This window comes from Pedobacter sp. AW31-3R (genome assembly GCF_052180285.1).
Classification (GTDB): Bacteria; Bacteroidota; Bacteroidia; order Sphingobacteriales; family Sphingobacteriaceae; genus Pedobacter.
Genome location: NZ_CP197475.1, coordinates 3,054,685 through 3,075,924 on the forward strand (window position 1 = coordinate 3,054,685; position 21,240 = coordinate 3,075,924).

Annotated in this window: 19 protein-coding genes and 1 tRNA gene; 10 read left to right on the plus strand and 10 right to left on the minus strand. The window is 38.7% G+C overall.

The features are described 5' to 3' along the window. Positions 1 to 26: 26 nt before the first annotated feature. The gene (locus ACSBL2_RS12395) at positions 27 to 524 is read right to left on the minus strand and encodes a M24 family metallopeptidase (RefSeq protein ID WP_442592235.1); all 498 of its coding nucleotides are present in this window, start codon (positions 522 to 524) and stop codon (positions 27 to 29) included. Next, positions 517 to 792 (minus strand): M24 family metallopeptidase, encoded by a 276-nt coding sequence (locus ACSBL2_RS12400; protein WP_442592016.1) that lies wholly within the window; start codon positions 790 to 792, stop codon positions 517 to 519. The genes ACSBL2_RS12395 and ACSBL2_RS12400 overlap by 8 nt, the downstream gene beginning before the upstream one ends. 113 nt (positions 793 to 905) lie before the next feature. Between ACSBL2_RS12400 and ACSBL2_RS12405 the strand changes: the two genes are divergently transcribed. Further along, complete coding sequence (locus tag ACSBL2_RS12405) at positions 906 to 1,742, plus strand: helix-turn-helix domain-containing protein (RefSeq protein WP_442592017.1); 837 nt, start codon at positions 906 to 908, stop codon at positions 1,740 to 1,742. 2 nt (positions 1,743 to 1,744) lie between these two features. Here ACSBL2_RS12405 and ACSBL2_RS12410 read toward each other — a convergent pair whose 3' ends face one another. Continuing rightward, positions 1,745 to 2,518, minus strand: coding sequence for a hypothetical protein (locus ACSBL2_RS12410; protein ID WP_442592018.1), 774 nt, complete (start codon positions 2,516 to 2,518; stop codon positions 1,745 to 1,747). Positions 2,519 to 2,851: 333 nt separating this feature from the next. Next, on the minus strand, positions 2,852 to 3,220 hold the full coding sequence (locus ACSBL2_RS12415; protein ID WP_442592019.1) for a winged helix-turn-helix transcriptional regulator: 369 nt from the start codon (positions 3,218 to 3,220) through the stop codon (positions 2,852 to 2,854). 102 nt (positions 3,221 to 3,322) lie between these two features. On the opposite strand from ACSBL2_RS12415, the gene ACSBL2_RS12420 reads away from it, so the two are divergent. The 5 genes from ACSBL2_RS12420 (at position 3,323) to ACSBL2_RS12440 (ending at position 10,339) form a co-directional block, all read left to right on the plus strand. Then, entirely contained in the window at positions 3,323 to 4,300 is a 978-nt protein-coding gene (locus ACSBL2_RS12420) for an NmrA/HSCARG family protein (protein WP_442592020.1), read from the plus strand. Between the two features lie 295 nt (positions 4,301 to 4,595). Then, positions 4,596 to 4,982 carry a hypothetical protein gene (locus ACSBL2_RS12425; protein WP_442592021.1) on the plus strand — a complete coding sequence of 129 codons (387 nt, stop codon included), beginning with the start codon at positions 4,596 to 4,598 and terminating at the stop codon, positions 4,980 to 4,982. Between the two features lie 1,703 nt (positions 4,983 to 6,685). Further along, on the plus strand, positions 6,686 to 6,916 hold the full coding sequence (locus ACSBL2_RS12430; protein ID WP_442592022.1) for a hypothetical protein: 231 nt from the start codon (positions 6,686 to 6,688) through the stop codon (positions 6,914 to 6,916). A gap of 2 nt (positions 6,917 to 6,918) precedes the next feature. Continuing rightward, positions 6,919 to 7,287, plus strand: coding sequence for a type II toxin-antitoxin system VapC family toxin (locus ACSBL2_RS12435; protein ID WP_442592023.1), 369 nt, complete (start codon positions 6,919 to 6,921; stop codon positions 7,285 to 7,287). A gap of 46 nt (positions 7,288 to 7,333) precedes the next feature. Continuing rightward, on the plus strand, positions 7,334 to 10,339 hold the full coding sequence (locus ACSBL2_RS12440; protein WP_442592024.1) for a TOTE conflict system archaeo-eukaryotic primase domain-containing protein: 3,006 nt from the start codon (positions 7,334 to 7,336) through the stop codon (positions 10,337 to 10,339). A 105-nt stretch (positions 10,340 to 10,444) separates the two neighbouring features. Here ACSBL2_RS12440 and ACSBL2_RS12445 read toward each other — a convergent pair. Continuing rightward, positions 10,445 to 10,517: transfer RNA gene (locus tag ACSBL2_RS12445), tRNA-Lys, on the minus strand. Positions 10,518 to 10,791: 274 nt separating this feature from the next. Between ACSBL2_RS12445 and ACSBL2_RS12450 the strand changes: the two genes are divergently transcribed. Further along, positions 10,792 to 11,379, plus strand: coding sequence for a Crp/Fnr family transcriptional regulator (locus tag ACSBL2_RS12450; protein ID WP_442592025.1), 588 nt, complete (start codon positions 10,792 to 10,794; stop codon positions 11,377 to 11,379). A gap of 98 nt (positions 11,380 to 11,477) precedes the next feature. On the opposite strand, the gene ACSBL2_RS12455 is transcribed toward ACSBL2_RS12450, so the two are convergent. The 3 genes from ACSBL2_RS12455 to ACSBL2_RS12465 form a co-directional block, all read right to left on the minus strand. Next, positions 11,478 to 12,104: an alpha/beta hydrolase gene (locus ACSBL2_RS12455; protein WP_442592026.1), complete on the minus strand. Its 627-nt coding sequence runs from the start codon at positions 12,102 to 12,104 to the stop codon at positions 11,478 to 11,480. An 11-nt stretch (positions 12,105 to 12,115) separates the two neighbouring features. Next, positions 12,116 to 13,051, minus strand: a complete 936-nt coding sequence (locus ACSBL2_RS12460; RefSeq protein ID WP_442592027.1) for a ring-cleaving dioxygenase — start codon at positions 13,049 to 13,051, stop codon at positions 12,116 to 12,118. Positions 13,052 to 13,188: 137 nt separating this feature from the next. Next, the gene (locus tag ACSBL2_RS12465; RefSeq protein ID WP_442592028.1) at positions 13,189 to 14,028 is read right to left on the minus strand and encodes an AraC family transcriptional regulator; all 840 of its coding nucleotides are present in this window, start codon (positions 14,026 to 14,028) and stop codon (positions 13,189 to 13,191) included. Positions 14,029 to 14,201: 173 nt separating this feature from the next. On the opposite strand from ACSBL2_RS12465, the gene ACSBL2_RS12470 reads away from it, so the two are divergent. The 3 genes from ACSBL2_RS12470 to ACSBL2_RS12480 all read left to right on the plus strand — a co-directional run bounded on the left by ACSBL2_RS12470 (position 14,202) and on the right by ACSBL2_RS12480 (position 17,843). After that, positions 14,202 to 15,260, plus strand: a complete 1,059-nt coding sequence (locus ACSBL2_RS12470; protein WP_442592029.1) for a Gfo/Idh/MocA family oxidoreductase — start codon at positions 14,202 to 14,204, stop codon at positions 15,258 to 15,260. After that, positions 15,261 to 16,163 carry an MBL fold metallo-hydrolase gene (locus ACSBL2_RS12475; protein ID WP_442592030.1) on the plus strand — a complete coding sequence of 301 codons (903 nt, stop codon included), beginning with the start codon at positions 15,261 to 15,263 and terminating at the stop codon, positions 16,161 to 16,163. It abuts the gene before it with no gap. A gap of 510 nt (positions 16,164 to 16,673) precedes the next feature. After that, positions 16,674 to 17,843 (plus strand): pyridoxal phosphate-dependent aminotransferase, encoded by a 1,170-nt coding sequence (locus tag ACSBL2_RS12480; protein WP_442592031.1) that lies wholly within the window; start codon positions 16,674 to 16,676, stop codon positions 17,841 to 17,843. Between the two features lie 79 nt (positions 17,844 to 17,922). Here the strand turns inward: ACSBL2_RS12480 and ACSBL2_RS12485 are convergent, their stop codons facing one another. Both ACSBL2_RS12485 and ACSBL2_RS12490 read right to left on the minus strand, forming a co-directional pair. Further along, complete coding sequence (locus ACSBL2_RS12485; protein WP_442592032.1) at positions 17,923 to 18,222, minus strand: hypothetical protein; 300 nt, start codon at positions 18,220 to 18,222, stop codon at positions 17,923 to 17,925. A 512-nt stretch (positions 18,223 to 18,734) separates the two neighbouring features. Further along, positions 18,735 to 21,161: an outer membrane beta-barrel protein gene (locus tag ACSBL2_RS12490; RefSeq protein ID WP_442592033.1), complete on the minus strand. Its 2,427-nt coding sequence runs from the start codon at positions 21,159 to 21,161 to the stop codon at positions 18,735 to 18,737. Between the last annotated feature and the right edge of the window lie 79 nt (positions 21,162 to 21,240).

The following is a 21,240-nucleotide window of genomic DNA, read 5'->3' on the forward strand; positions in this document are numbered from 1 at the left end:
TTTTGCCAAGTTCCGAATAGTTATTCCTATTCAATACCGTTCGTTGCAGTCAAAATAATTGGTTTACCGGATGTAACCAATAGGGTATGTTCGTGCTGGGCTACAAAGCCACCCTTATTTCCTGTGAAAGCCCAGCCATCTGCTGCGGTCTCAATAAATGAAGATTTGGTAGAGATGAATGTTTCAATGGCTACAACAGAATCTTTCCTAAACCTTCGGGATTTATCATGGCGGTCGTAGAAATTCATTATGGCATCAGGCTCTTCGTGTAGACTTCTTCCGACCCCATGTCCCCCTAAATCCCGGATCACTACATATCCTGCTTTTTTGGCCCTGGTTTCTATCAGTTTTCCAATATCCGCAATCCGCACCCCACCGCTAATCTGGGAAATGGCGTCGAGTAATATTTCTTTTGAGGTATCCACTAAATGCTGCAGCCCCTGTGTATCCTCTCCAACAATAAACGAACACCCATTATCGGACCAAAAACCGTCCAGTTCTGCTGATACATCAATGTTAATGATATCTCCATTTTTTCAGCACGACTTTATCAGAAGGGATGCCATGAGCAAACTCTTTGTTGACACTGATACAGCTATAACCCGGGAAACTATAAGTTTCGAAAGGTGCAGACTTTGCGCCCAGTGCTTCTAACAGTTGTCTTCCATATTCATCTATTTCCTTTGTAGACATGCCAATTTGCGTATAGGCACTCATCTTCTTTAAGGTAAGGGCAACAGCCTCACTTACGCGTTGCATACCCTGTAATTCTTCTTCCGTTTTTACCACCATAGATCGATTTCCTTGAGTTGAGGACAAAGTTAGAGGGATTTAAACTGTGCTCATAGTAAATATTAGACATAGGATTATTCTCCGGTAAGGGACATTTCCTGTAAATTTGTACCATGCCGATAAATTATCTGAAAAAGATTCAGTTAGGGGAATTTAATGAGTACGATTTTAGGATCAGTCCTTCCAAAGCGGTCGAATCTGTTATCGAAGGATTTTATGTTTTCTCTAAAGATCCAAAGGAGGAGACACATCTACTTTTTAGTGATGGCTTTCCCGTGTTGGTCTTTTTGCAAAATGGTGAAGACACGGTATCGGTAAAAGGGGAGGGACATGCCACTGAAATTAAAGCCGTATGGGCAAGTGCCGGTACCATTAAAAACGTTTATGTAAAATACAGCCACTGCACAGCGCAGATTTTTATCGTTCGCTTCCATCCTGGGGCTTTTTACCGCTTGTTTGATTTAGGTGCAACCTATTTCAGGTATCATCCTGTTGCTGCGTTTGAACCTATTGCCAGGGCGAATCATTTCAGTATAAAATCATTTTTCAAGTGCCACACTATTGAAGAAAAGATAGCCTTTGTCACGAACTATGTTCAGCAATCGTCTGCGCAGATGGATACGCCTCAAATTTTACATCAAACATTGGATTATATCCATAAGATCAAGGGGAATAGCACGGTGCGTAAAGTAACCAGCGATGCCGGTGTAAATTATAAGTGGCTGGAGAGGAGTTTTTTGCAGCATATCGGACTTTTGCCCAAAGAGTACATTCAGCTTCAACGCTTTATTCACGCTTATTTTGAGCTGGTTGAAGGTGAAAATGTAGATTTGATGCGGATTGCACTATCCAATGGATATTATGATTCAAACCATTTTCTAAAGGACTTTAAAGTTTATACCGGCAAAACACCGCTGCAATACCTAAAATTTCAGTCTGCCTGCTGTTAAACTCATTTCCTGCTGCCAAATACCACTCCGTAGCCAATACCTATAATAATATTTCTACCCGCATCATTCGTACGGTAGGATGTTCGCTCTTTTTCTACTCCATTGATCTCCTTTATCAATAACGCAGTAGAAGACTGCAACGGATGTTGATAACCGGCATTTAAGGTGAAATAGTTCTGTTGTCCAACATAATAAGTCCCTGATAGGCCAATATTTCCACTTAGGAAAGCAGCCTTCTGCCTGTAGGTCAGCTTTACACTTTCCCCCGAATCATTGGTTTGTGTCTGGCTGGAAAAGCGGTTGGACCCATAGCTGGCATATCCCAAACCGAGGCTGGGCATCAGACTCCATCGCTTCTGTTCTATTCGGTAGACCATCCCGGCATCAAATGCTGGTTTGATTTTGGATATTGGCCCGAGTATGGAATTAAAAATATCCTCAAAGAATTTTCCAAAGACATTCTCCTCATAAATTTCTGCTTTCCTTTCTTTATAGAAGTCTATTCTTAAATTTCCGTACCATCCAAATTTTTCCGAAAAAAGATGGGTTGCCTTAGCGGCAAAAAAAGGTACGACACGATTTCGGCTTCCCAACAGTCCTGCGTTTTTCTCCGCTGCAGAAGGAGGGATGTCTATATTTTGACCCAAGGACAAATCAAATTTAACGTAGTTGTTTAAATAGTTCTCCTTCTTTTCGCTTTGTGCGAAACTTTCTAAGGAGACTGCCGATAACAAAAATAATAACAGAGAAAAAACAGAGCGCTTAACTTTTACCATAATTAATTATAAATCTATAATAAGGTTTTGGAATTGCAACAGTAAAGTTAAATTTAATTTAAGCGGGAGTATTTTGGTTATTTTAATATCTCACAATGGTTTATGAGATATGATGCAGTGTGAAATGCAGGTCTTTTAAGCGGATGTATAGTGTAAATTCTGAGTATACGAAACTGGAAGTTGAAATGATTTATTTCTTTGCTGAACCGCAAATTCTCAATAGTTAAAAATCACCTTTAAATGCTATTCTGAGCAGATTAACGTTGGGGTAATGTATGGATTTGTGATGATGTGGTAGGCAATGGCGTTTTATTTATACAGCTTTCTACACGTTTATAGATCGGCTGTTACAAATTCACCCTTTTCCGATACGATCTGATTTCCCCACCTGGTGATGGTATCTAAGACAGGTAGGAATGTTTTTCCAAAATCTGTAAGACTGTAAATAACTTTAATCGGGGGCTTTTTACCATATACTTTTCTTGATACCAGGCCATCTTTTTCCAACTGTAAACTCAATGTCATTTCCGTGATATGCGGTACTTCTTTTCGAAGTTCATTGTAACGTTTTTCAGTGTCTTTTAAATGATAAAGGATCACTGCTTTCCACTTACCACCTATCAAATCCATCGCAAGGCTTACCGTACAGGGATAAACCTTCCCTTTTAGTTTTACGTGATCAGCGATACATTCTGTTTTCATCTATAATTTTTTTTGACCTATCGTTTTGGATAGTTATTGCAAATCTACCTTCCTAAAAATAGTTTTGCAACTATAATTTTTATAGTTCAAAATAGAATACATATGGAATTAGACTTAACTGGAAATGACGCTGTGAAACAAAATGAGAAACCCTTGATCACCATTGTTGGTGTTCTTGGGAAACAAGGATTAAGTGCAGCCCTTACGCTATTGAAAAGTGGGCGTTATCGCGTGCGCGGGATAACCCGGCGAATTGATTCACCGGAGGCGCAGAGTTTGACCGAACAGGGAGCTGAACTGATTAGCATACCACTTCATCCTGGATATAAAAAGGATTTCGTGAAAGCATTCCGGGGATCGTATGGTGTCTTCATGATGACACCAGGTATCGTTCCTCCGCAAACCCATGAGATGGAATTGGGTATAGAGCTGGCTGATGCAGCAATTGAAGCAGGGGTGCTGCATGTTATCTTTAGCAGCCTTGAAAATGTAGATAAAATTACTAAGGGGAAGAAATTTGCTCCTCATTTCACAGACAAAGCCAAAATTGAAGAATATATACGTACACTTCCCATCACAAGCTCATTTATCTACATGGCTTTTTTCTATACCAATCTCATGGAATTTTATCCTCCTGGGATAGAGGATGACACACTGGTATTCCCTATTTATTTACCAAAGGACTTCCCTGCGCCATTTGTAGATCCCCTTACGGCTACGGGACCCGCTGTACTGGAAATTTTTTCACATCCCGAGCTTTATGCCGGTAAGTCCTTACCAGTGATTGGAGATATCATCTCTCCCCAGGAAATGATTGATACTTTTGTCCGGGTTACAGGAAAGAAAGCTGTGTATAGTTCTGCGTTTACACGGGCGCAAATGCTTCATCATTTCCCAGAATTTAGCGCTAATGAACTTTTGGTCAGTGAGATTCTAGGAATGGCAGAATACGCAGTTGAATTTGGTTATTTTAAAAAAGATCGGGACTTGCAATGGAGCCGACAGGTGAATGGTGACAGCATGAACTGGGAGCAGTTTCTACGCAGTACTGGCTGGCAAGGTGAGAAGGTTGGATTTTAATGAGCTATGATGGCCCGTTGATTTCCCTAATAATTACTCCCGTTGCATCCGAAGGCGATAGGCCAAGCGATGCAACGGGATCCTAATCAGCCACGAATGTCTCATTCAGAAAATCTGTAAGTGATGCTGGGCTTGTCCCCGCATTACGGGATAGGTGAATGCACGCCATTGGCGTAGTCTTTTACTAATGAAGTGAGACAATGATTAAAAAAAGATGCCAAGGTCCCTCAAATGACAAGGAACGCTCGACAAAAAGACTCATCGAAGCCGTTGGAACTGTGATTAAAAACAAAGGATGATTAAAAGTAACCAAGGTGAAAATACTAGGGAAATACTGGATTGTCTGTTGCAAAACCAAATTGATTATTTTTTCAGCAATGAGGAAATGCAAAAAACAATCCTTTGGCAGATCAGCGAAAGTACCAGGATCATGACAGAAATCTGTGAGGAGAGGGAGTTGCTCAGCAAATTCTTTTTTGCACTTTCTGATAAGGAACTTGATGGAAAGTCGATTGATTTTAGAGCAGTATCAGCCTTACTAGTGGCCGGAATCTATTATTTGGTACTACATGCGAAATCAACTGACACACTTTTTTGTGAAATAGATCTTAATACGCAAGAGGGGATGGGCAGAATAAAGAATGCGATTAGTTTAATATTGAAAAACACCTATAATAATTAGATATCCGGAATTTAAGCTACAGTTTTGACTAAGTCTTTAGCATCGTACCAATTACCTTTCCGGCTTTTGCATTCCAACACTTTGGCTCGCAAGTTTTTCATACATAAGTTTTTGATAATCAATGTTTTGACACGAACTAGGGGAGTCTGGTATTTTAAAGAATGACGCCCCTAATGAGGCGCATTGTATGGATCAAGATCAAAAGTTGAGGGCAGAGGCAAGATGTTCATGTTTAATGTGTTGAGTTTTCCCGATGTGATCACGAGATGAAGACCTGTTGTGTTTTATACTTAATGATCCTGTCTCAAATAAACTGAATCAAAGTCCGCCCAGAAAGAGGAAGATATACAAATTTTGATGGTGAAGATATGATATCTATGTTTTAACTATTGGTTAATGGTAAATCAACATAGGACAGCTGTATAAAAAAATACAAATCAGACTGAAATTTTCTCGATTCCTGACCATGGAAATATGGAGGGTAAACAGATTTGAATTTTTCAGAAATCACCTTAATCCGGTGACATATGTCGCCTATTGTGTCTGAACTCTGTATATGGATTGATAGTTTTACGTTTTTAGGCTATTTAAAGCTTTGCTGTACGCTTAAATGCAAGTGTTTATGTTACCTCATTCGGTGGATTATTAATTCGCTCAGAGGTTCTTATATGAAGTATTTTCATTTCGTTCAAAACTAGCAATAGTTTATGATTGGGTATATTTAGAACTTGGTAACGGTTTTAGAATTGTTCGATACGTCCTCGGGCAACCTGCGTGTCAGCTGCGAGTTGACTGCGACTTTTGAGGGGGTAAAAAACACTAGTTATTTTTACACGGACTTTTCACGGAAATAACATACACCTGAGTCGCTCTCTGACCGAGGACGTGCCGAACAGATACCGAATACAATTACTTAAAATCTGTGTTCATTTTATTTAAATTATGATCATAGTGTGATATTGAATAATTAATAATGGGTATTTTGTTGCGCTTATTGGAAATTTTGATAAGTACGCAAAATGTACGCTGGTTCCCGATTTAAAAATCAATCTGCTTTTTTGGAGACTTCGTATTTGCTTCCCGGTACTGGAGTATTATTGATATTTTTGAGCAAGATGAATGTGGAAGAGTAAAAAATGGTGATCAATTCTCAAGCTGCTTTGATGCTATTTCTATAGAAAATTAATGCTAAAACTCAAAGCGATTAGAAGTCAATTCCGGTGGATGAGAAAGATCAAATTATTCTTATAGAGGTAAATACGGATTTATACCTACTTTAACATGTTCCCCGCAACTTTTGGTCTTGATTCCATTTTATATGGGGTTTAATTTATAATTTGGCATATCCAGTAAAATAGAAAATACTGCAAATCAAATGATTGCAGTATTTTATTTGTCTTTGATGTTGTTTCTTGTGATCCCGCTGGGATTTGCACCTGGTGATAAAATCAGCATTTAAATAGTATTTTATGCGGTTTTAGATTTTGACTCACCTAATCGCTCATCATTTTTTTCGATACGTTTTAGCTGCAATTGCTATAGTGTAAATATAAGAATCAAATTATTCTTGTTTAATTAATACTTTGTATTCAAGGACTATAAGTGCAAATTTTAAGATATTTCAAGCACGATTTTTGTTTCCATATTATCGGATAAAACTTTATTTTTAGTAATTTTGTAAATGTCACAAACAACATATTACTATGGAACTCATCTTAAAATCAAATAACCAAGAGAGCCTAGCTAAGATCATTACACTAGCTAAAAAGTTAAATGTAGTGATTGAAAGGAAAGATTCCGATTTGCAGGACACCACTAAGGATGAAATTAAGAACAGAATTTTAAATTTCAAAGCTAAAGGAACATCTTCTTTCGGAGATGCAAGCAGATGGGAAAAAGATCAGCGTGAAGATCGTCACCTTCCCATAATATAAACATGGCTTTTCTTCTCGACAGTAATATAATTATTTATTCCTATTCAAATGAATTTGAATATCTAAGAGAGCTAATCATCAGTGAATCATGTACAATCTCTGAAATTTCCAGAGTTGAGGTACTTGGTTATCATGGGTTAAAAAAAGATGAGGATAAATACTTTAAGGACATTTTTGACTACGTGCCTATAATTCTTCCAAATCGGAACATATTTGATGAAGCTATTAATATACGAAAAAAATATAATCTAAAGTTAGGTGATAGCCTGATTGCTGCGACAGCGGTAGTTAATGATTTGGAAATTTATACTCGTAATTTAAGTGACTTTGAACGGGTAAAGGGTTTAAGGTCTTGTAATCCAATTTCTTAGGGTGTAAAAAAATACTAATTAAAAGTGATTAATATATAAGCATATATTGGATAATTCATCTTTGAATAATATTTTGTTATATAAATCTTTATTCCGAGGCAGGGATGATATTTATGCAGTTCACTGGGCAAAAGGAAATAAAAGTGGGTATATGCCTGCTAAAGTATTTGACCCATATCTTAACAGGGTTTACAAAAAAAATACGAGTTCAATAAATTCCACATCTCCAATCTATCTCGAATTAACTCAGGAACAGATTCAAAGACACCTTGAAGGTAGGCAACTAGTTGGATTATTTCCACTTTTAACTGATAACACTTCCTGGCTGATAGCGGCAGATTTTGATAAGAGCAGCTGGCTGGAAGATTGCAAGAGTTTTATTAAAATATGTTCTAGCTATAAAATACCGGTGTATTTAGAGCGTTCCCGTTCTGGGAATGGCGGACATGTCTGGATTTTCTTTGACAAACCTTACCCAGCCTCTAGAAGTAGAAGTATTGTGTTGGCGTTACTTGAGAGATCTGGGTTGGTATCAGTCTTTGATAAAAATTCCAGCTTCGACCGATTGTTTCCAAATCAGGATAAACTTTCTGGAAAGGGGTTTGGAAACCTTATAGCCTTGCCCCTTCATAAAACATCAATGGAATCTGGCAATAGTTGTTTCATCGATATCAACAGTGGACTACCATATAAAGACCAGTGGCATTTTCTAAACCATATTCAACGAATTTCTACTGTGGAACTGGATCATATATTCTTTTCGATAGTTAATTATAAAAAATCAGATCCCATAGGGTCAGGAAAGCTAACGATATCCTTATCAAACACAATAGAAATCGAAAGCAGTGAAATGAGTCCTGCATTAATTACCTTTTTAAAAGATGAGCTCAATTTCTTTAATGCGGATTTCATAATTAAAAAGAATAGCGGAAGGTCAACTTTTGGTACGAAGCGATATTTCAAATTTATCGAGGAGGTAGATGGATGCCTTGTTATTCCAAAGGGGTTTATCAAAAAATTAGTACTTTATTGCAGAAAGCAGAATATAGAATACCAACTAAATGATAATCGCAAATTATTACCTCCTGTGATATTTTCATTCAATGCCTCACTCAGGGAATATCAATTGCCAGCAGTATTAGCTGCATCTCAAAAAGGTATTGGCGTTATAGTTGCCCCACCAGGATCAGGTAAAACTGTAGTTGGTCTTAAAATAATTGCAGATAAACAACAACCCGCGTTAATCGTAGTTCATCGCAAGCAATTGGCTGATCAATGGGCAGAAAGAATTGAAGCATTTCTTGGAATACCCAAACACGATATTGGAAAAATTGGCGAAGGGAAAACCAAAATAGGAAAGCAGATCACTATTGCCATGATACAGAGCCTTGGCAAAGAACTACATAAACCTGAAGCAAATCAGTTGGTAAAAAGCTTTGGAACTATTATAGTTGACGAATGCCACCATATTGCTGCTGAAACCTTTAAAAATGCAATTTCACTGTTTCATTCTTATTACTTATATGGCCTTACTGCTACGCCCTTTCGAAAAAACAGTGACGACAGGCTAATTTTTATACATCTTGGAGAAATTATTTCCAATCTGGAAGCGAGTGATTTGGGGACATCAGTATATCCCGAAATTATTATAAGAAACACAAGTTTCGATGTGCAGTACAATGCTAAAACTGATCGATTTGAAACGTTATCTAATATACTTATTCCTGATTCTGACAGAAACAAACTGATTTTTAAAGATATAGCATTTCAGCTTGGTAAGGGAAAACGAATTGTTATACTTACCGAAAGAAAAGAGCATATTGAGACCCTGCAACAATATTTAAAACAGTCTTATGAAACTGTCACGTTAAGCGGTGAGGATTCTGAAGCTAGCCGCAACACTAAATGGAAAATATTGAAGGATGGCAACTATCAGATACTTATCACTACTGGACAATATTTTGGAGAAGGCTCTGACCTCCAGAATGTTCAATGTTTGTTTTTAGTTTATCCATTTTCTTTTGAAGGAAAGCTCATTCAATATATTGGGCGTGTACAACGTTCGGAAATGAACCCAATTATTTATGATTATAGAGATATTAAAATAGATTATCTCAATGCAATGTTTCTTAAACGTAATGTTTACTACAAAAAATTGATAAGGCACAGAACCTTATTTGATGATGTAATCGACGATAATCATCCAGTACAACCGGTAAATAATCTAAAAAGTATTCTAAGCGATCAAATTATAGAGAGGACTATTAAGGTGCCTATTGAATCACTAGATTTTCTGTACGGTAGTATTTCTTACCGGGAATATATTAAGGAAATTGATGGCGAAGTATCGTTTAATATAGAAAATCTTAATATGCGACCAGAGTTTGAAGTGTTAAAATCATACTTTGAGAAATTCCTAAAAACTAAAGTATTAAATGCAGACATCTGTATTGTTATAGAGAATGGAATTATTGTAGGAAAAACTGCCACATCAGAAGATTTGAAAAAGTTGAATAGGGAGGTTGTAGATAGCGTACGTTTCCGTTTCGCTGAAAAGAATTTTTTAAAAAAATCCACTTTTTTGGGAAAAGTTGGTGAAATTTCACAGCTTAATACCAGTGACGCTAATCACACGTTATATGAATCAGGGGAAGAATTACTCAAGGATGTATTATCGAAGGGCAATTATCGACACAAAACTCACCTCAAGTATCTCTCTGAATTACATGAAAGTAAGATATTAAAGATACGATTTGTCCTTAATCCATTCTCATTTGTTTTTCTCATCGGGGGAATTGAGCAATACCATATTGTCATGGAGACTCTGGATACTGATGAGGCGACTTATATATGGCATTCTCTAAAAGACATTACAGCTCTTAAAAGTGCGCTTCTTGAGGTAGATAAAGACCTCTATAAAATACGCAATGAGGGAAGGGCATCATATTTAGAATCCGCCCCAATAAACTTTCGCCGTGTTTTACATGATTATACTGATGAACTTAAAGGTTTTATAATTTGGAAAGACGATTTAGAGCAACATTTAATATGAGTATTGATGATTTCGATCATTCTTAGTAAATATGTCTCACAATTCTGAGATCAAGTACAAATATTCTTTAATGCAAAATGCCCCAATTTACATTGAGGCATTTCGTGATCCCGCTGGGATTCGAACCCAGGACCACTACATTAAAAGTGTAATGCTCTACCAGCTGAGCTACGGAATCATTTCCCTTGTTTAAGGAGGTGCAAAGGTAGAAAAATAAATTACTTTTCACAATTAATTTACAAAAAGTGTAAATATATCTTACATGTACAGCATCAGCATCACGATAACATAGAATAAAATACCCAATTGAAATGGGGGAGCCAGGTTAATTCATCCTCTTAAGATCTTATAGTAGAACAATCTATAACAGATTTGCTAAGCAGGAATTGTCATGCTGACTTTTATTTGTCAGATTTTATTTAGCTTTGGCGTTTACGCATAAAACTGAATAAATGGACTTGTACGCCCAGATCAATAAAAGTATTTTAGATAAAATAACCCTTACTGAAAATGAACTCCTGGTTTTTAATCAACTGCTCAAATCCAAAACAGTAGCTAAAAAGAGCTACATGTTACGTGCAGGGGAGGTCTGCAATTTCGAGGGTTTCGTGAATAAGGGCTGTTTACGGAAATACTACATTGATGAGAATGGACAGGAAGTGATTATTCAGTTTGCTATTGAGCAAATGTGGATTAGTGATATACCCAGTTTTTCTTCCCAGCAACCTGGAAATATATACATTGAGGCACTGGAAGATTGTGAACTGGTATATTTAACACCGCAAACTAAGGAAGAACTGTTGAAACAGGTTCCTCAATTCGAACGCTTTTACCGTATCCTGGTAGAAAGATACCTTAACGTTTTACAGAACAGGTTATATTTTAGCTTGTCAAAAACAGCCCAGGATAAATATATTGATTTTCTCGAGCACTATCCTACAATCCCTCAGCGTGTTCCGCAGCACTATATTGCTTCATATTTGGGGATGTCCCCGGAATTCTTAAGTAAATTACGGAAGCGGATGATAAAAGATAAATAAACGGATGATAAAAGATCAGTAAAATACCCCTTCAATGACGAAGAGGTATTTTGAGGTAGTTCATCGTATCTATACTTACCTGGCCAGCTGTAGACAGCCTAGCTGAAGTTTTTTGCAAACCAATCGGCCGCGATTTTCAGATCTTCTTCAACGAGTCCATGACTGGCATTGGCCAAATGTAAAGTCGACTGATACCCACCAGCATTCAAGGCCTCATTAAAGAACGTGGTTTCCGAAACGGAAACTGTAGGATCTGATTTTCCTGAACTCAGAAATACAGGAACAGCATTGCCATTTTTGATCTCGGGCAGCACCTTATAAGGTTGCATAGGCCTTAAAAGCACCGCGCCACTTAAGTACCCAGGATGGTTTACCAAAACTGATCCCGCAATGTTTGCGCCGTTGGAATATCCTAGGGCAATTATTTTATGCGGGTCAAATCCTTCTTTAACCGCTGCTTCATTCAGGAAATGGAGCAGTTCTTCCGTACGAAACTTCAGGTCTGCTTCATCAAAAATGCCCATCCCCAATCTTTTAAAGAATCTCGGCATGCCATGTTCAGATACGTTTCCCCTTACGGAAAGGATATTTATGTTGTTCCCGAAATAGGCTGCAAGCGGGATGAGGTCTTCTTCATTTCCTCCTGTACCATGTAACAGGAGGAGTGTATAGGCTGCTTTATCTTCAGCAGGTTTATAAATATATTTTAATGCTTGAAAATCCATGTGTTGATGTATTAATCTAATTGAACTAATCGTTTTACTATTTCTTCTCTCTGACTTTCATACTGAGCTGGCAGTTTAAGGTTTTGGCCTAATTCTTCCAGTGGTTCATCTACTGTAAAGCCTGGGTTTTCTGTTGCGATTTCAAACAATACTCCCCCTGGTTCCCTGAAGTATAATGAATGGAAGTAATTCCTGTCAATCTGAGGGGTGATACTTAAGCCCAGTTTTACAATTTTATCGCGATATTCCATCAGCGCTTCGTCGTTTTCTACCCTGAAAGCCACATGGTGTACTGTACCATTGGCACCAAAGCCCCTTTTTTCGCTTTCGATTTCCACCAGGTCTATAATGGCAGCTTCATTCACCGCATCAGTGATGTATCTAGACCGATTGGCTTCTTTTGATAATAACCTATAGCCAAATACTTCTGTCAGGATAAAGGCAGTAGCTTCAATATGGTTCAGTGTCAGTGTGACATGGTGGAATCCGCGGGTGGCCGTTGCTGCGTTCAGTTCCGTAGTTTCCCATGGTTGACGTGAATCATTTTTAACTTCGGTAAGCTCCAGTTTCAAACCGTCAGGATCAAGGAAAGTAAGGTATTTCTCCCCGAATTTTACAGCCGGTTTATTATAGGTGACATTATATTTTTCGAAACGTTCTATCCAGAAATCAAGACTACCTTCAGGAACACTATAGCCAATTTCAGTTGCCATTCCGGCACCTCTACGTCCCTGCTGAATTTCATCCCCCCATGGAAAGAAAGTAAGGATGGTTCCGGCACTTCCTTTTTCATCGCCAAAGTAAAAATGGTAAGTATGCGGATCGTCGAAGTTTACCGTTTTTTTAATGAATCTCAGACCCAATACTTTGGTGTAAAAGTCGAAATTACGTTTTGCATTTCCTGCTATTGCTGTGATGTGGTGGATACCTAAAATTTGATTTTTCATGTTCTTGTTGTTTTGATAGTTCAAATGTACAGGGCCTGGAAACGCTGTGCATTGAACTAGTTCAAGAAGTGAAAAAGGATTGTTTTTTTTGTAAAGTGATCAGTCTGCAGCGATAAGATGACTTTGATCAGCCTATTTTACTCTGCTGCCTGCATTTTGAAATCTGAGGGACTGACTTTCCTGTTCTTCTTAAAATAATTGGTCAGGTGACTTTCATCCGTAAAGCCAAACTCATAACTGATTTGTTTCATGGTCATTTGTCCCGATTGAATACGTTTCTCTATCAGTTTCAATTTATAGTCGTTGAGGTAAGCCCTGTAGCTGACTTCAAAGTTCCTTTTAAAATAGGAGCTAAAGTAATTGTGTGCAATATTGAAATGACGGGCTATATGCTGAATCCGAATTTTTTCCGGTTCATAGATGTATTGGTGGATATAGGACAGTAAATCTTCTTTAACAGGGATACCATCATCCAGGCGTACATTCAGCTTTGCCGATGCTTCCTTGATGATGCCGAATATGGTGAGGATCTGAAAAAATACAATGGGTGAATTGGATACGTCATACGTGTTGTTGTAATCGTTAATGTTTTCCACGGTATTGCGTAATATCTTTTTATGCGTATCTGAAAATATCAGTTTTATTTCCTTCAATGCATGGTTTTTCATGATCTCGGTGGGGGAGGTATTAACCAGAAGGTCTGGCGAGAGCTGCTTGTTAGTTGAGAAGTAGCTGTCGTTGAATTTGATGAAACAAAACTTTGTGGATTTCTGGATGTCGAAAATATGTTCGTCGTCCGGCGAAATCAGAAAGAGGTCGCCTGACTTATAAGGGATAGCAATTTGATTGAGGTAGTGACAACCATTCCCTTTAAAAATATAGATCAATTCATAGTAGGTATGGCTGTGTTTAGGCAAAGGATAGGTAGTGGTTTCGTAGGTTTCAATGACTAAGGGATGAAATTGCGATTTTTTCATGCCCTAATATTACAAGTATTTGTGATAACTATACAAGATAGGCCCACGTTTTTTTTCCAACTTTGTGTTATTAGCGGCTCTGGAGATACATTCCGGAAGCAAATTACTGCTGTTCAGCAGCGGCAGCCTTTATAGTTTTCTATGTATTACAATCAAAAAACAAATATAAGTATATGACAGACAAGATAAACACAGCTATTATTGGATACGGATTTTCAGGGTCTGTTTTTTTTGCCCCATTTTTACACTTACACGAAGGATTTCAACTGATTGGAGCTGTAGAACGTAAAACAAAGAAGATTCAGAAGGAATACGGGTATGTTAAATCTTATGATTCGGTAGATGAATTATTGATGGATGAGCGCGTGGAGCTGGTTGTGGTGAATACACCCATTGGTACGCATTATGATTTAGCGAGGAAAGTGTTGGAAGCTGGAAAACATGCCATTGTGGAGAAGACGTTTACCAATAACGCTGCGCAGGCATTGGCCTTGTATTCCTTGGCGAAAGAGAAGGGCTTGCATTTATTTGTTTACCAGAATCGCCGTTTTGATAGTGACTTTTTAACGGTAGAGCAGGTGATTGCAAGTGGGCGATTGGGGAAAATTGTAGAAGCCAATATCTCATACGACCTCTATATTCCGGAAAGCCGTGGTGATGTCCATACCGAACAACCGGAGAGTGGCGGGGAGTTCAATAACCGTGGTTCACATGTGACAGACCAGGCCGTAAAATTATTTGGGCTGCCTGATGCTGTTTTTGCCGATTTTGCAGCATTCAGGCCGAATTCGCCTGTGGAAGATTATTTCGAGGTGACCTTAATCTATGCGGATAAACGCGTAAAAATCAGGGCTACAGATATTTCAGTAGCAAATCAGCCTGCATATATTATTCATGGATTGAAGGGCACTTTCCTGAAATCCCGTTCAGATATTCAGGAAGAACGTTTGCTGAAAGGGGAGCAGCCTGATTCCAAACCATGGAGTGTTGAAGAAGAGAAAGAACTCGGAGTTTTGACCTGTTTCAATGAGGGTAAGAAGGTTGTTGAAACCATTCCTACGGAGGATGGAAATTATTACAATTATTTTGAAGCGGTATACCAGACCATGCGCCACGATGCACCATCTCCTGTTACAGGCTGGGATGGTTATAAAACAATGCTGGTGATGGATGCTGCCCGTAAAAGTGTGGCAGAAAGAAAAATAATAGCTATTGATAAAAGTAAATTGTAAATGAAGATGTTGAAACCTTTTATATTAGCCGGAGTATTACTGATCAGTTCCCTTTCACAAGCACAGCAAATAGCCTATAATGATGCCTTACTGCAGAAAATAAGAACGGCAGCAACATCTGTAAGCGGTGAGAAAGCCATAGAAGTACGTTATATCAAATTTGCTGAAAGCCCCAGGACTTTTAGTGCCACTGTGGAAGGCGGGAATCAGGATCCATATATACAGGCCAGAACTGCCTACCAGTTGATCTTTCCCCATTCTTCGGTAATGATTGATGCCGGAATGGATGAGGCAGTACATAAGTTCTTTGGAAATGGTAAAAAGCAGCCTTATTTCAGCTCAAGAAATGATACTGTCCAGCTGGCCTTACAGCAGGCTGCAAAAATCCTGATTACACATGAACATGGCGATCATATTGCAGGGGTATTAAGGACAGCTCACTATAAGGATATTGCTCCAAAAACTATCCTGACCTTCCAGCAGCTCCATACTTTATTGAATAAACCACAAATGCCGGAGCTTGCCATGGATTCATCGCAGCTGAAGGATTTTATAGCGGTCGATTTCAACGATATTCTTCCTGTTGCCCCGGGCATTGTGCTAATTAAGGCACCAGGGCATACTCCCGGAGAAATCATGGTGTATGCGCAGTTTGAAAATGGCAAGGAGTATATTTTTACCGGGGATGTGAGCTGGTCTTATGCTGGTATCGAAAAGAAGAAGCAGAAACCGAAGGATCAGGTAAAACGGATCGGTGAAGATCCTGTTAAAATACAGTTTCAATTGGATTGGCTGAATACTTTGCCCGATAAAGGTATTCAGCTGTTGGTTAGCCATGATGATATTATTCAACCTCAATTGGTTAAAAAAGGTATTTTAAAGGAGGGTTTCTTGATTAAATAATAGCATTTTAAGACTTCATAGGATAACCACTTCCGGCTTGGATATAAAAAATCTGATCTGAAGTGGTTTTTTTTATTGGGGTAATTGCCAGTGAATCTTGTCTTGATGTGTAAATTTTGTTCTTTTTTTTGCGAGTTTTGGGTTGAAATACTTTTTGTGTCTTTTGTTTTTGTATAATCCAATTGCTAATTGATAATAAATGGCTAATTTGTGTTAATTATATAAGGATAATATTTGCATAATTGTCTTCAATTTATGTTTTTAAATATTTTCAATTCCAGAAGTCATTGAAAAACTTATCAGGGAGAGATTTTATACAAATTTTGTTGTTTGCGGCAGCGTATATTCTTTTATGCCGAAGGGGAGCTTAATGAAAGCATCGTCGCTGCCCGGCAAAATAGCGTTTTGCTGGAGGGCTATAGGTGAGCCCTTTTGAATAGCATCCGAAATAAGGTAGGACCAGTATTTACAGATAGATATCAATATACAAAGACATTATAATATAACATTATGGCAAATGAAATGAACCGTCGCAAATGGATAAAGGCAAGTGCTTTATATGCTGGAGGAGTTGCTTTTTTTTCAGAAACATTCAGTGGATTGTCTGCAAAAGAGCTGCCTTCAGTTCCGGTAGAGGCAACTAATTTTGTATCCGACGAACAAATCTTCCTTAGCCAGCCTCCTGAAATCAAAGCAAGGCTGTTCGCAAATGAAAATCCATTTGGTCCATCGGAAAAAGCAAAAAAAGCCATTAGGGAAGCCATTGACGGCAGTTACAGGTACAGTTTCAATTCGCGTGAACTGGAAGCTAAAATTATCGCTGCGGAAGGTTTAACGGAGGGAATGGTCGCATTGAGCGCAGGCTCTTCTCCATTGTTACTGGCTATTGCAATGCACTTTTCTAAAGAGGGTGGAAGTATCGTTACGGCTGATCCAAGCTTTGATCTCCTCGCGAGCAATGCAGCTCTGTTTGGTGCCCGTATCATAAATGTACCACTGACCTCAGACTGTATAGTTGACCTGGATGCAATGGAGAAAGCTATCGATGCGCGAACCAAATTGGTCTACATTTGTAACCCCAACAATCCTACGGCAACATTGGTCGATTCAGCTAAGCTAAAAGCTTTTATTGAGCGTGTGTCGCCCAGGGTTACCGTGTTGGTCGATGAGGCTTATATTGATTATGTAGAGCATCCTCAGGAAGTGACGGTAATGGAGCTGGTGAAAAAAGGAAGGAACGTGATTGTACTGCGTACTTTTTCCAAACTTTATGGATTTGCCGGTTTACGGGTTGGTTATATGGTTGCCCAGCCTGAAATGGTTAAAACATTGAGTAAATATAATGCAGACTCATTTTCGATTTCTACACTTTCTATGCGGGCCGCACTGGCAAGCTACCAGGATAAGGCATTCATTGAAGAGGTGATCAAAAAAACAGCTGTATCGAAACAGTTTCTCTATGATACGCTTAAGAAGGAAGGTTATGTATATATTCCTTCGGTAGCTAATTTTGTGATGTTTCCTATACCTATGGATGGACTTAAATTTACCACAGAGATGGGCAAAAGAGGAGTGGGCCTGAGAAACTGGAAGTTTAATGGTAAAAACTGGTGCAGGGTAAGTATTGGAACGATGGAAGAAATGAAGATTTTTGCAGAGGCATTCAGTGAGATTGCTTAATTCTCGATGATTTGCCCGGCAGGGGCACTCAGGTATAAAGTGACAGGTTGCATCAGAAATTAATGCAACCTGTTTTTTGCTATAAGGTATTGCCTCCGCCAGTGTTCGCTGAATCGGCTTTTTTCTCTATTACTTTTGGTGGCATTCCGTTCCCTTCCGGTCTGTAAATTGCTCCTGTAAGGAAATCTACTACCAGGCCAGGCCAGAATAATACGATATCAAAAATCAATGGTACCGGCCTTAATGCCCTGCTTGGTTCACCTGCTAAAGGTCTCGTTCTTTGTGCTTGTGTTACTTTTCCGCCAAAGATTGTGGCGCAGGAACTTAAGGAGCTGGTCAACACCAATGCGATTAGTAGGTTTAATAAAAGTTTCTTCACGTAAAATCTATATTTATTTTTTGTTAATTAATGATAAAAGATAAGAATCGTCCTCAATGAATGGTATTTATGCTTTTATGGGGGAAAGTTAAATAATTTTTTTTCAATTAAAATGATTTCAATCATATTGATTGAAAAAAATCAAATATTTATTACGTTTCAGATTTTAACTTGAATTTTTGTTGTTTAATGAGTGTAATGTTATTTTTTATTCTGTAATATGGAAAATAATTTTAATTTATATCCAATGGATCTTTATTTCAATTGATCAAATGGTCTTGTCAACAGGATATTATCCAATACCTGAACTTATTTTATTCATTGAAAATGTACTGAAGACCCAATTACTCAGTTTGCCAAGCTATAATGATTAGAAAAAGCAACTCATATGGTGGTAATTGAAAGAGAAATAGGGCAGGTGTATATACAAGCTATTTTAACTTTCATGACGTGGTATTACTTTACTATTTATTTCTTTTGAAGGATGTTGAAATCGCTGTTTTTTTATTCCACTAATTGGCTATATCCTTATTTTCAATAGTCCTGCGACTTTTACTTACGCTGTTGCTGAGTCTGCCAAATTTATAATTCAGGCTGATGCCGAACGATCTGTAATAATGTGCTGAGGTGTAAAGCTGATTGAAGTCGGAGCCAAAACTGCGCACCTCATTAGGTCTGTATCTGGTAAATGGGTTACTCATACGGGCCGCAAAATCCAACTTGTTTTTGATCATCTCTTTGTTTACACTGAAAGCCGTACCTACAAATCCATTGGAATAGCCCTGTAAACCTGTCGGATTACGACTGACGATATTGAATCCGGCATTAACTACCCATCCTTTGTTCAAATGAAATCCATTTGAAAGGGAAAAGGAATACATAAGTTGGTTATTTTCTACAGCTATTCCATCGGCCATTCCCTGTAGCCATAGGTACATCACATTTCCATTAAGGCTGATCTGATAAACTTTATCCAGGGGATAGGATATGGAGAGATTACTTCCAAGACTGCTTGATTTGCCGGTATTTTCATAACTTGTCCTTGTGATTTGTGTTTCAGGATCAAAATCGGTTACCCGGAGATCCAGGTTCTTCATAAAGGAATAATTCAAGCCTACATTCAAGGAAATTTTTTTGTTACTGCTGTACCCCAGTTGGATATCATTGAGCAGTACGGGACGTAAGTTGGGATTTCCGGTAGATTCAAAATTTGGATTAGAGCGGTCAATATAGGGGTTAAGCCGGTTAATACCTGGTCTCCTGAGGCGTTGAGAATAACCGAAATTCAATGCTGTCTGGTTGCTGAAGTTCTTCATTGCTGTTATGGAGGGCAGCAGGTGCAAATAATTTTGATCGGCTGCTGTTGCTGTACTGCTGAAATCGGCCTTGATCATGGTTTGTTCCAGCCTGACTCCCGCATTGATGCTCCAGGTTTTTAAATTGAGCTGATAAGAATTGTAGGCACTAAATACATGTTGCTGATTGGAGTATTGATTTGACAAGGCATTGTTCTGCACAAACTGGCCACTGGTGCTATCGAAATTGGAATAGCCGAAATTACTGTTACCCTGACGAAGGATACCTTTTACTCCAGCCTCAATGTTCAACCTTTTAAGCGGGGTTATAAAGTCAACCTGAAAAGTATGTTCATTAAATTTTTGTTTGTCGGTCTGGGTATAATCGGGCAGGTTAAAGTTTATTTGGTTATGGGTGTTAATGTTACCATCACGGATATTCCGGTTGTCCGAATATTGGTAAGAAAAGGTCAATAGTCTGTTTTTAATGGATTTAAAACCTATCTGGTAATTGATGGCAGCATCCCATCCGTAGTTTTTACCCTGATTGTTGTTCAGCAACTGGTAAGCCTGCACAATACCGTTATTCCCATACAGGGCGGAATGCTGTGCCAGGTCATCTGTCGACTGGTTACCATTCAGATGGAACTGACCTGAGATCAGCTGGAGCGAATCTACTTCGTAGCTCATTTCGGTTCCGAAGTAAGCCGTTTGATGTTTAGACCTTTTGTCTCCCTCCTGGATCAGGCTGCCTGCTGCTGTGCCAGATGTGCTTCTGCTATTCGTGAAACCGGTTTCAGGGGTGTTGGTCAGGTTTCCACCACCAAAAGAAGAGATCATTAACCGGCCACTTTTGGCAGTAAAGGAAGCACCTGCTCCAGGGCCCCCAGCAGGAAAACTCTGGCTGGCATTTAATGTCCCGCTATACCCGTTGTTGAGGTGCTTTACAGTTATGATATTAATTATGCCTGCGAGGCCTTCACCGTCATATTTGGATGGTGGAGTGGTGATCACTTCAATACTTTCGATGCTGGAAGCTGGCATACTTTTTAATACCGCAAGGAAATTACGCTCCAAACTGAGGGAAGGTTTTCCATTAATGAATACCCTGAAACTGGAGTTTCCTTTTAACAGGATATTATCCTGGCCATCCAGTGTAATATAGGGGATCTTGTGCAGCATTCCCAACACACTGCTGGATTTGCTTTCGGGATCTGCTTTCAGGTCGTATATGAGGCGGTCTGTTTTTTGTCTGATAAGGGGAGGAGTAGCGATGACAGCAATTTCCTTTAAATGATTAAGCTGTGGTAAGAGGTGAATTAAACCGAGATCAGTGTCTTTCTGCAGGTTCAGGGGGAATGCTTTTGCAGGGTAACCTATAGCTACAATTATAATTTGATAAGTTGAGGAGGCCAGTCCGGAAAAATGGAAAGTGCCATCTTCTTTGGTCAGGCCCATCCCGATCGATTTGCCTTTATCATCGTTTAGTTTGATGGTGATGAAGGCGAGTGGGGCAGAAGAGACTGAATCGGCCAGCTTACCTTTGAGTGTCCATTGACCGGGGTGGGTTTGTGCCAGGATAGGATTTGTTTTTGCTGTCAGGAGAGCAAATAATAAAAGTATCTTCAGGAGATATGGTTTCATTTTAGGTATTTAAAGCGGTGTAATCGTAAATTTTGGGCAAAACAATCCCCTTAAAGAAGGGGTGTTCTTTAAAATTTTA

Excerpts from the sequence above, each read along its gene's own strand:
- ACSBL2_RS12490 (WP_442592033.1), bottom strand. The coding sequence starts at position 21,161 with ATGAAACCATATCTCCTGAAGATACTTTTATTATTTGCTCTCCTGACA.
- ACSBL2_RS12475 (WP_442592030.1), top strand. The coding sequence starts at position 15,261 with ATGAAGATGTTGAAACCTTTTATATTAGCCGGAGTATTACTGATCAGT.
- ACSBL2_RS12430 (WP_442592022.1), top strand. The coding sequence starts at position 6,686 with ATGGAACTCATCTTAAAATCAAATAACCAAGAGAGCCTAGCTAAGATC.
- ACSBL2_RS12480 (WP_442592031.1), top strand. The coding sequence starts at position 16,674 with ATGGCAAATGAAATGAACCGTCGCAAATGGATAAAGGCAAGTGCTTTA.
- ACSBL2_RS12405 (WP_442592017.1), top strand. The coding sequence starts at position 906 with ATGCCGATAAATTATCTGAAAAAGATTCAGTTAGGGGAATTTAATGAG.
- ACSBL2_RS12400 (WP_442592016.1), bottom strand. The coding sequence starts at position 792 with ATGGTGGTAAAAACGGAAGAAGAATTACAGGGTATGCAACGCGTAAGT.
- ACSBL2_RS12455 (WP_442592026.1), bottom strand. The coding sequence starts at position 12,104 with ATGGATTTTCAAGCATTAAAATATATTTATAAACCTGCTGAAGATAAA.
- ACSBL2_RS12415 (WP_442592019.1), bottom strand. The coding sequence starts at position 3,220 with ATGAAAACAGAATGTATCGCTGATCACGTAAAACTAAAAGGGAAGGTT.
- ACSBL2_RS12460 (WP_442592027.1), bottom strand. The coding sequence starts at position 13,051 with ATGAAAAATCAAATTTTAGGTATCCACCACATCACAGCAATAGCAGGA.
- ACSBL2_RS12425 (WP_442592021.1), top strand. The coding sequence starts at position 4,596 with ATGATTAAAAGTAACCAAGGTGAAAATACTAGGGAAATACTGGATTGT.
- ACSBL2_RS12435 (WP_442592023.1), top strand. The coding sequence starts at position 6,919 with ATGGCTTTTCTTCTCGACAGTAATATAATTATTTATTCCTATTCAAAT.
- ACSBL2_RS12450 (WP_442592025.1), top strand. The coding sequence starts at position 10,792 with ATGGACTTGTACGCCCAGATCAATAAAAGTATTTTAGATAAAATAACC.
- ACSBL2_RS12410 (WP_442592018.1), bottom strand. The coding sequence starts at position 2,518 with ATGGTAAAAGTTAAGCGCTCTGTTTTTTCTCTGTTATTATTTTTGTTA.
- ACSBL2_RS12470 (WP_442592029.1), top strand. The coding sequence starts at position 14,202 with ATGACAGACAAGATAAACACAGCTATTATTGGATACGGATTTTCAGGG.
- ACSBL2_RS12420 (WP_442592020.1), top strand. The coding sequence starts at position 3,323 with ATGGAATTAGACTTAACTGGAAATGACGCTGTGAAACAAAATGAGAAA.
- ACSBL2_RS12465 (WP_442592028.1), bottom strand. The coding sequence starts at position 14,028 with ATGAAAAAATCGCAATTTCATCCCTTAGTCATTGAAACCTACGAAACC.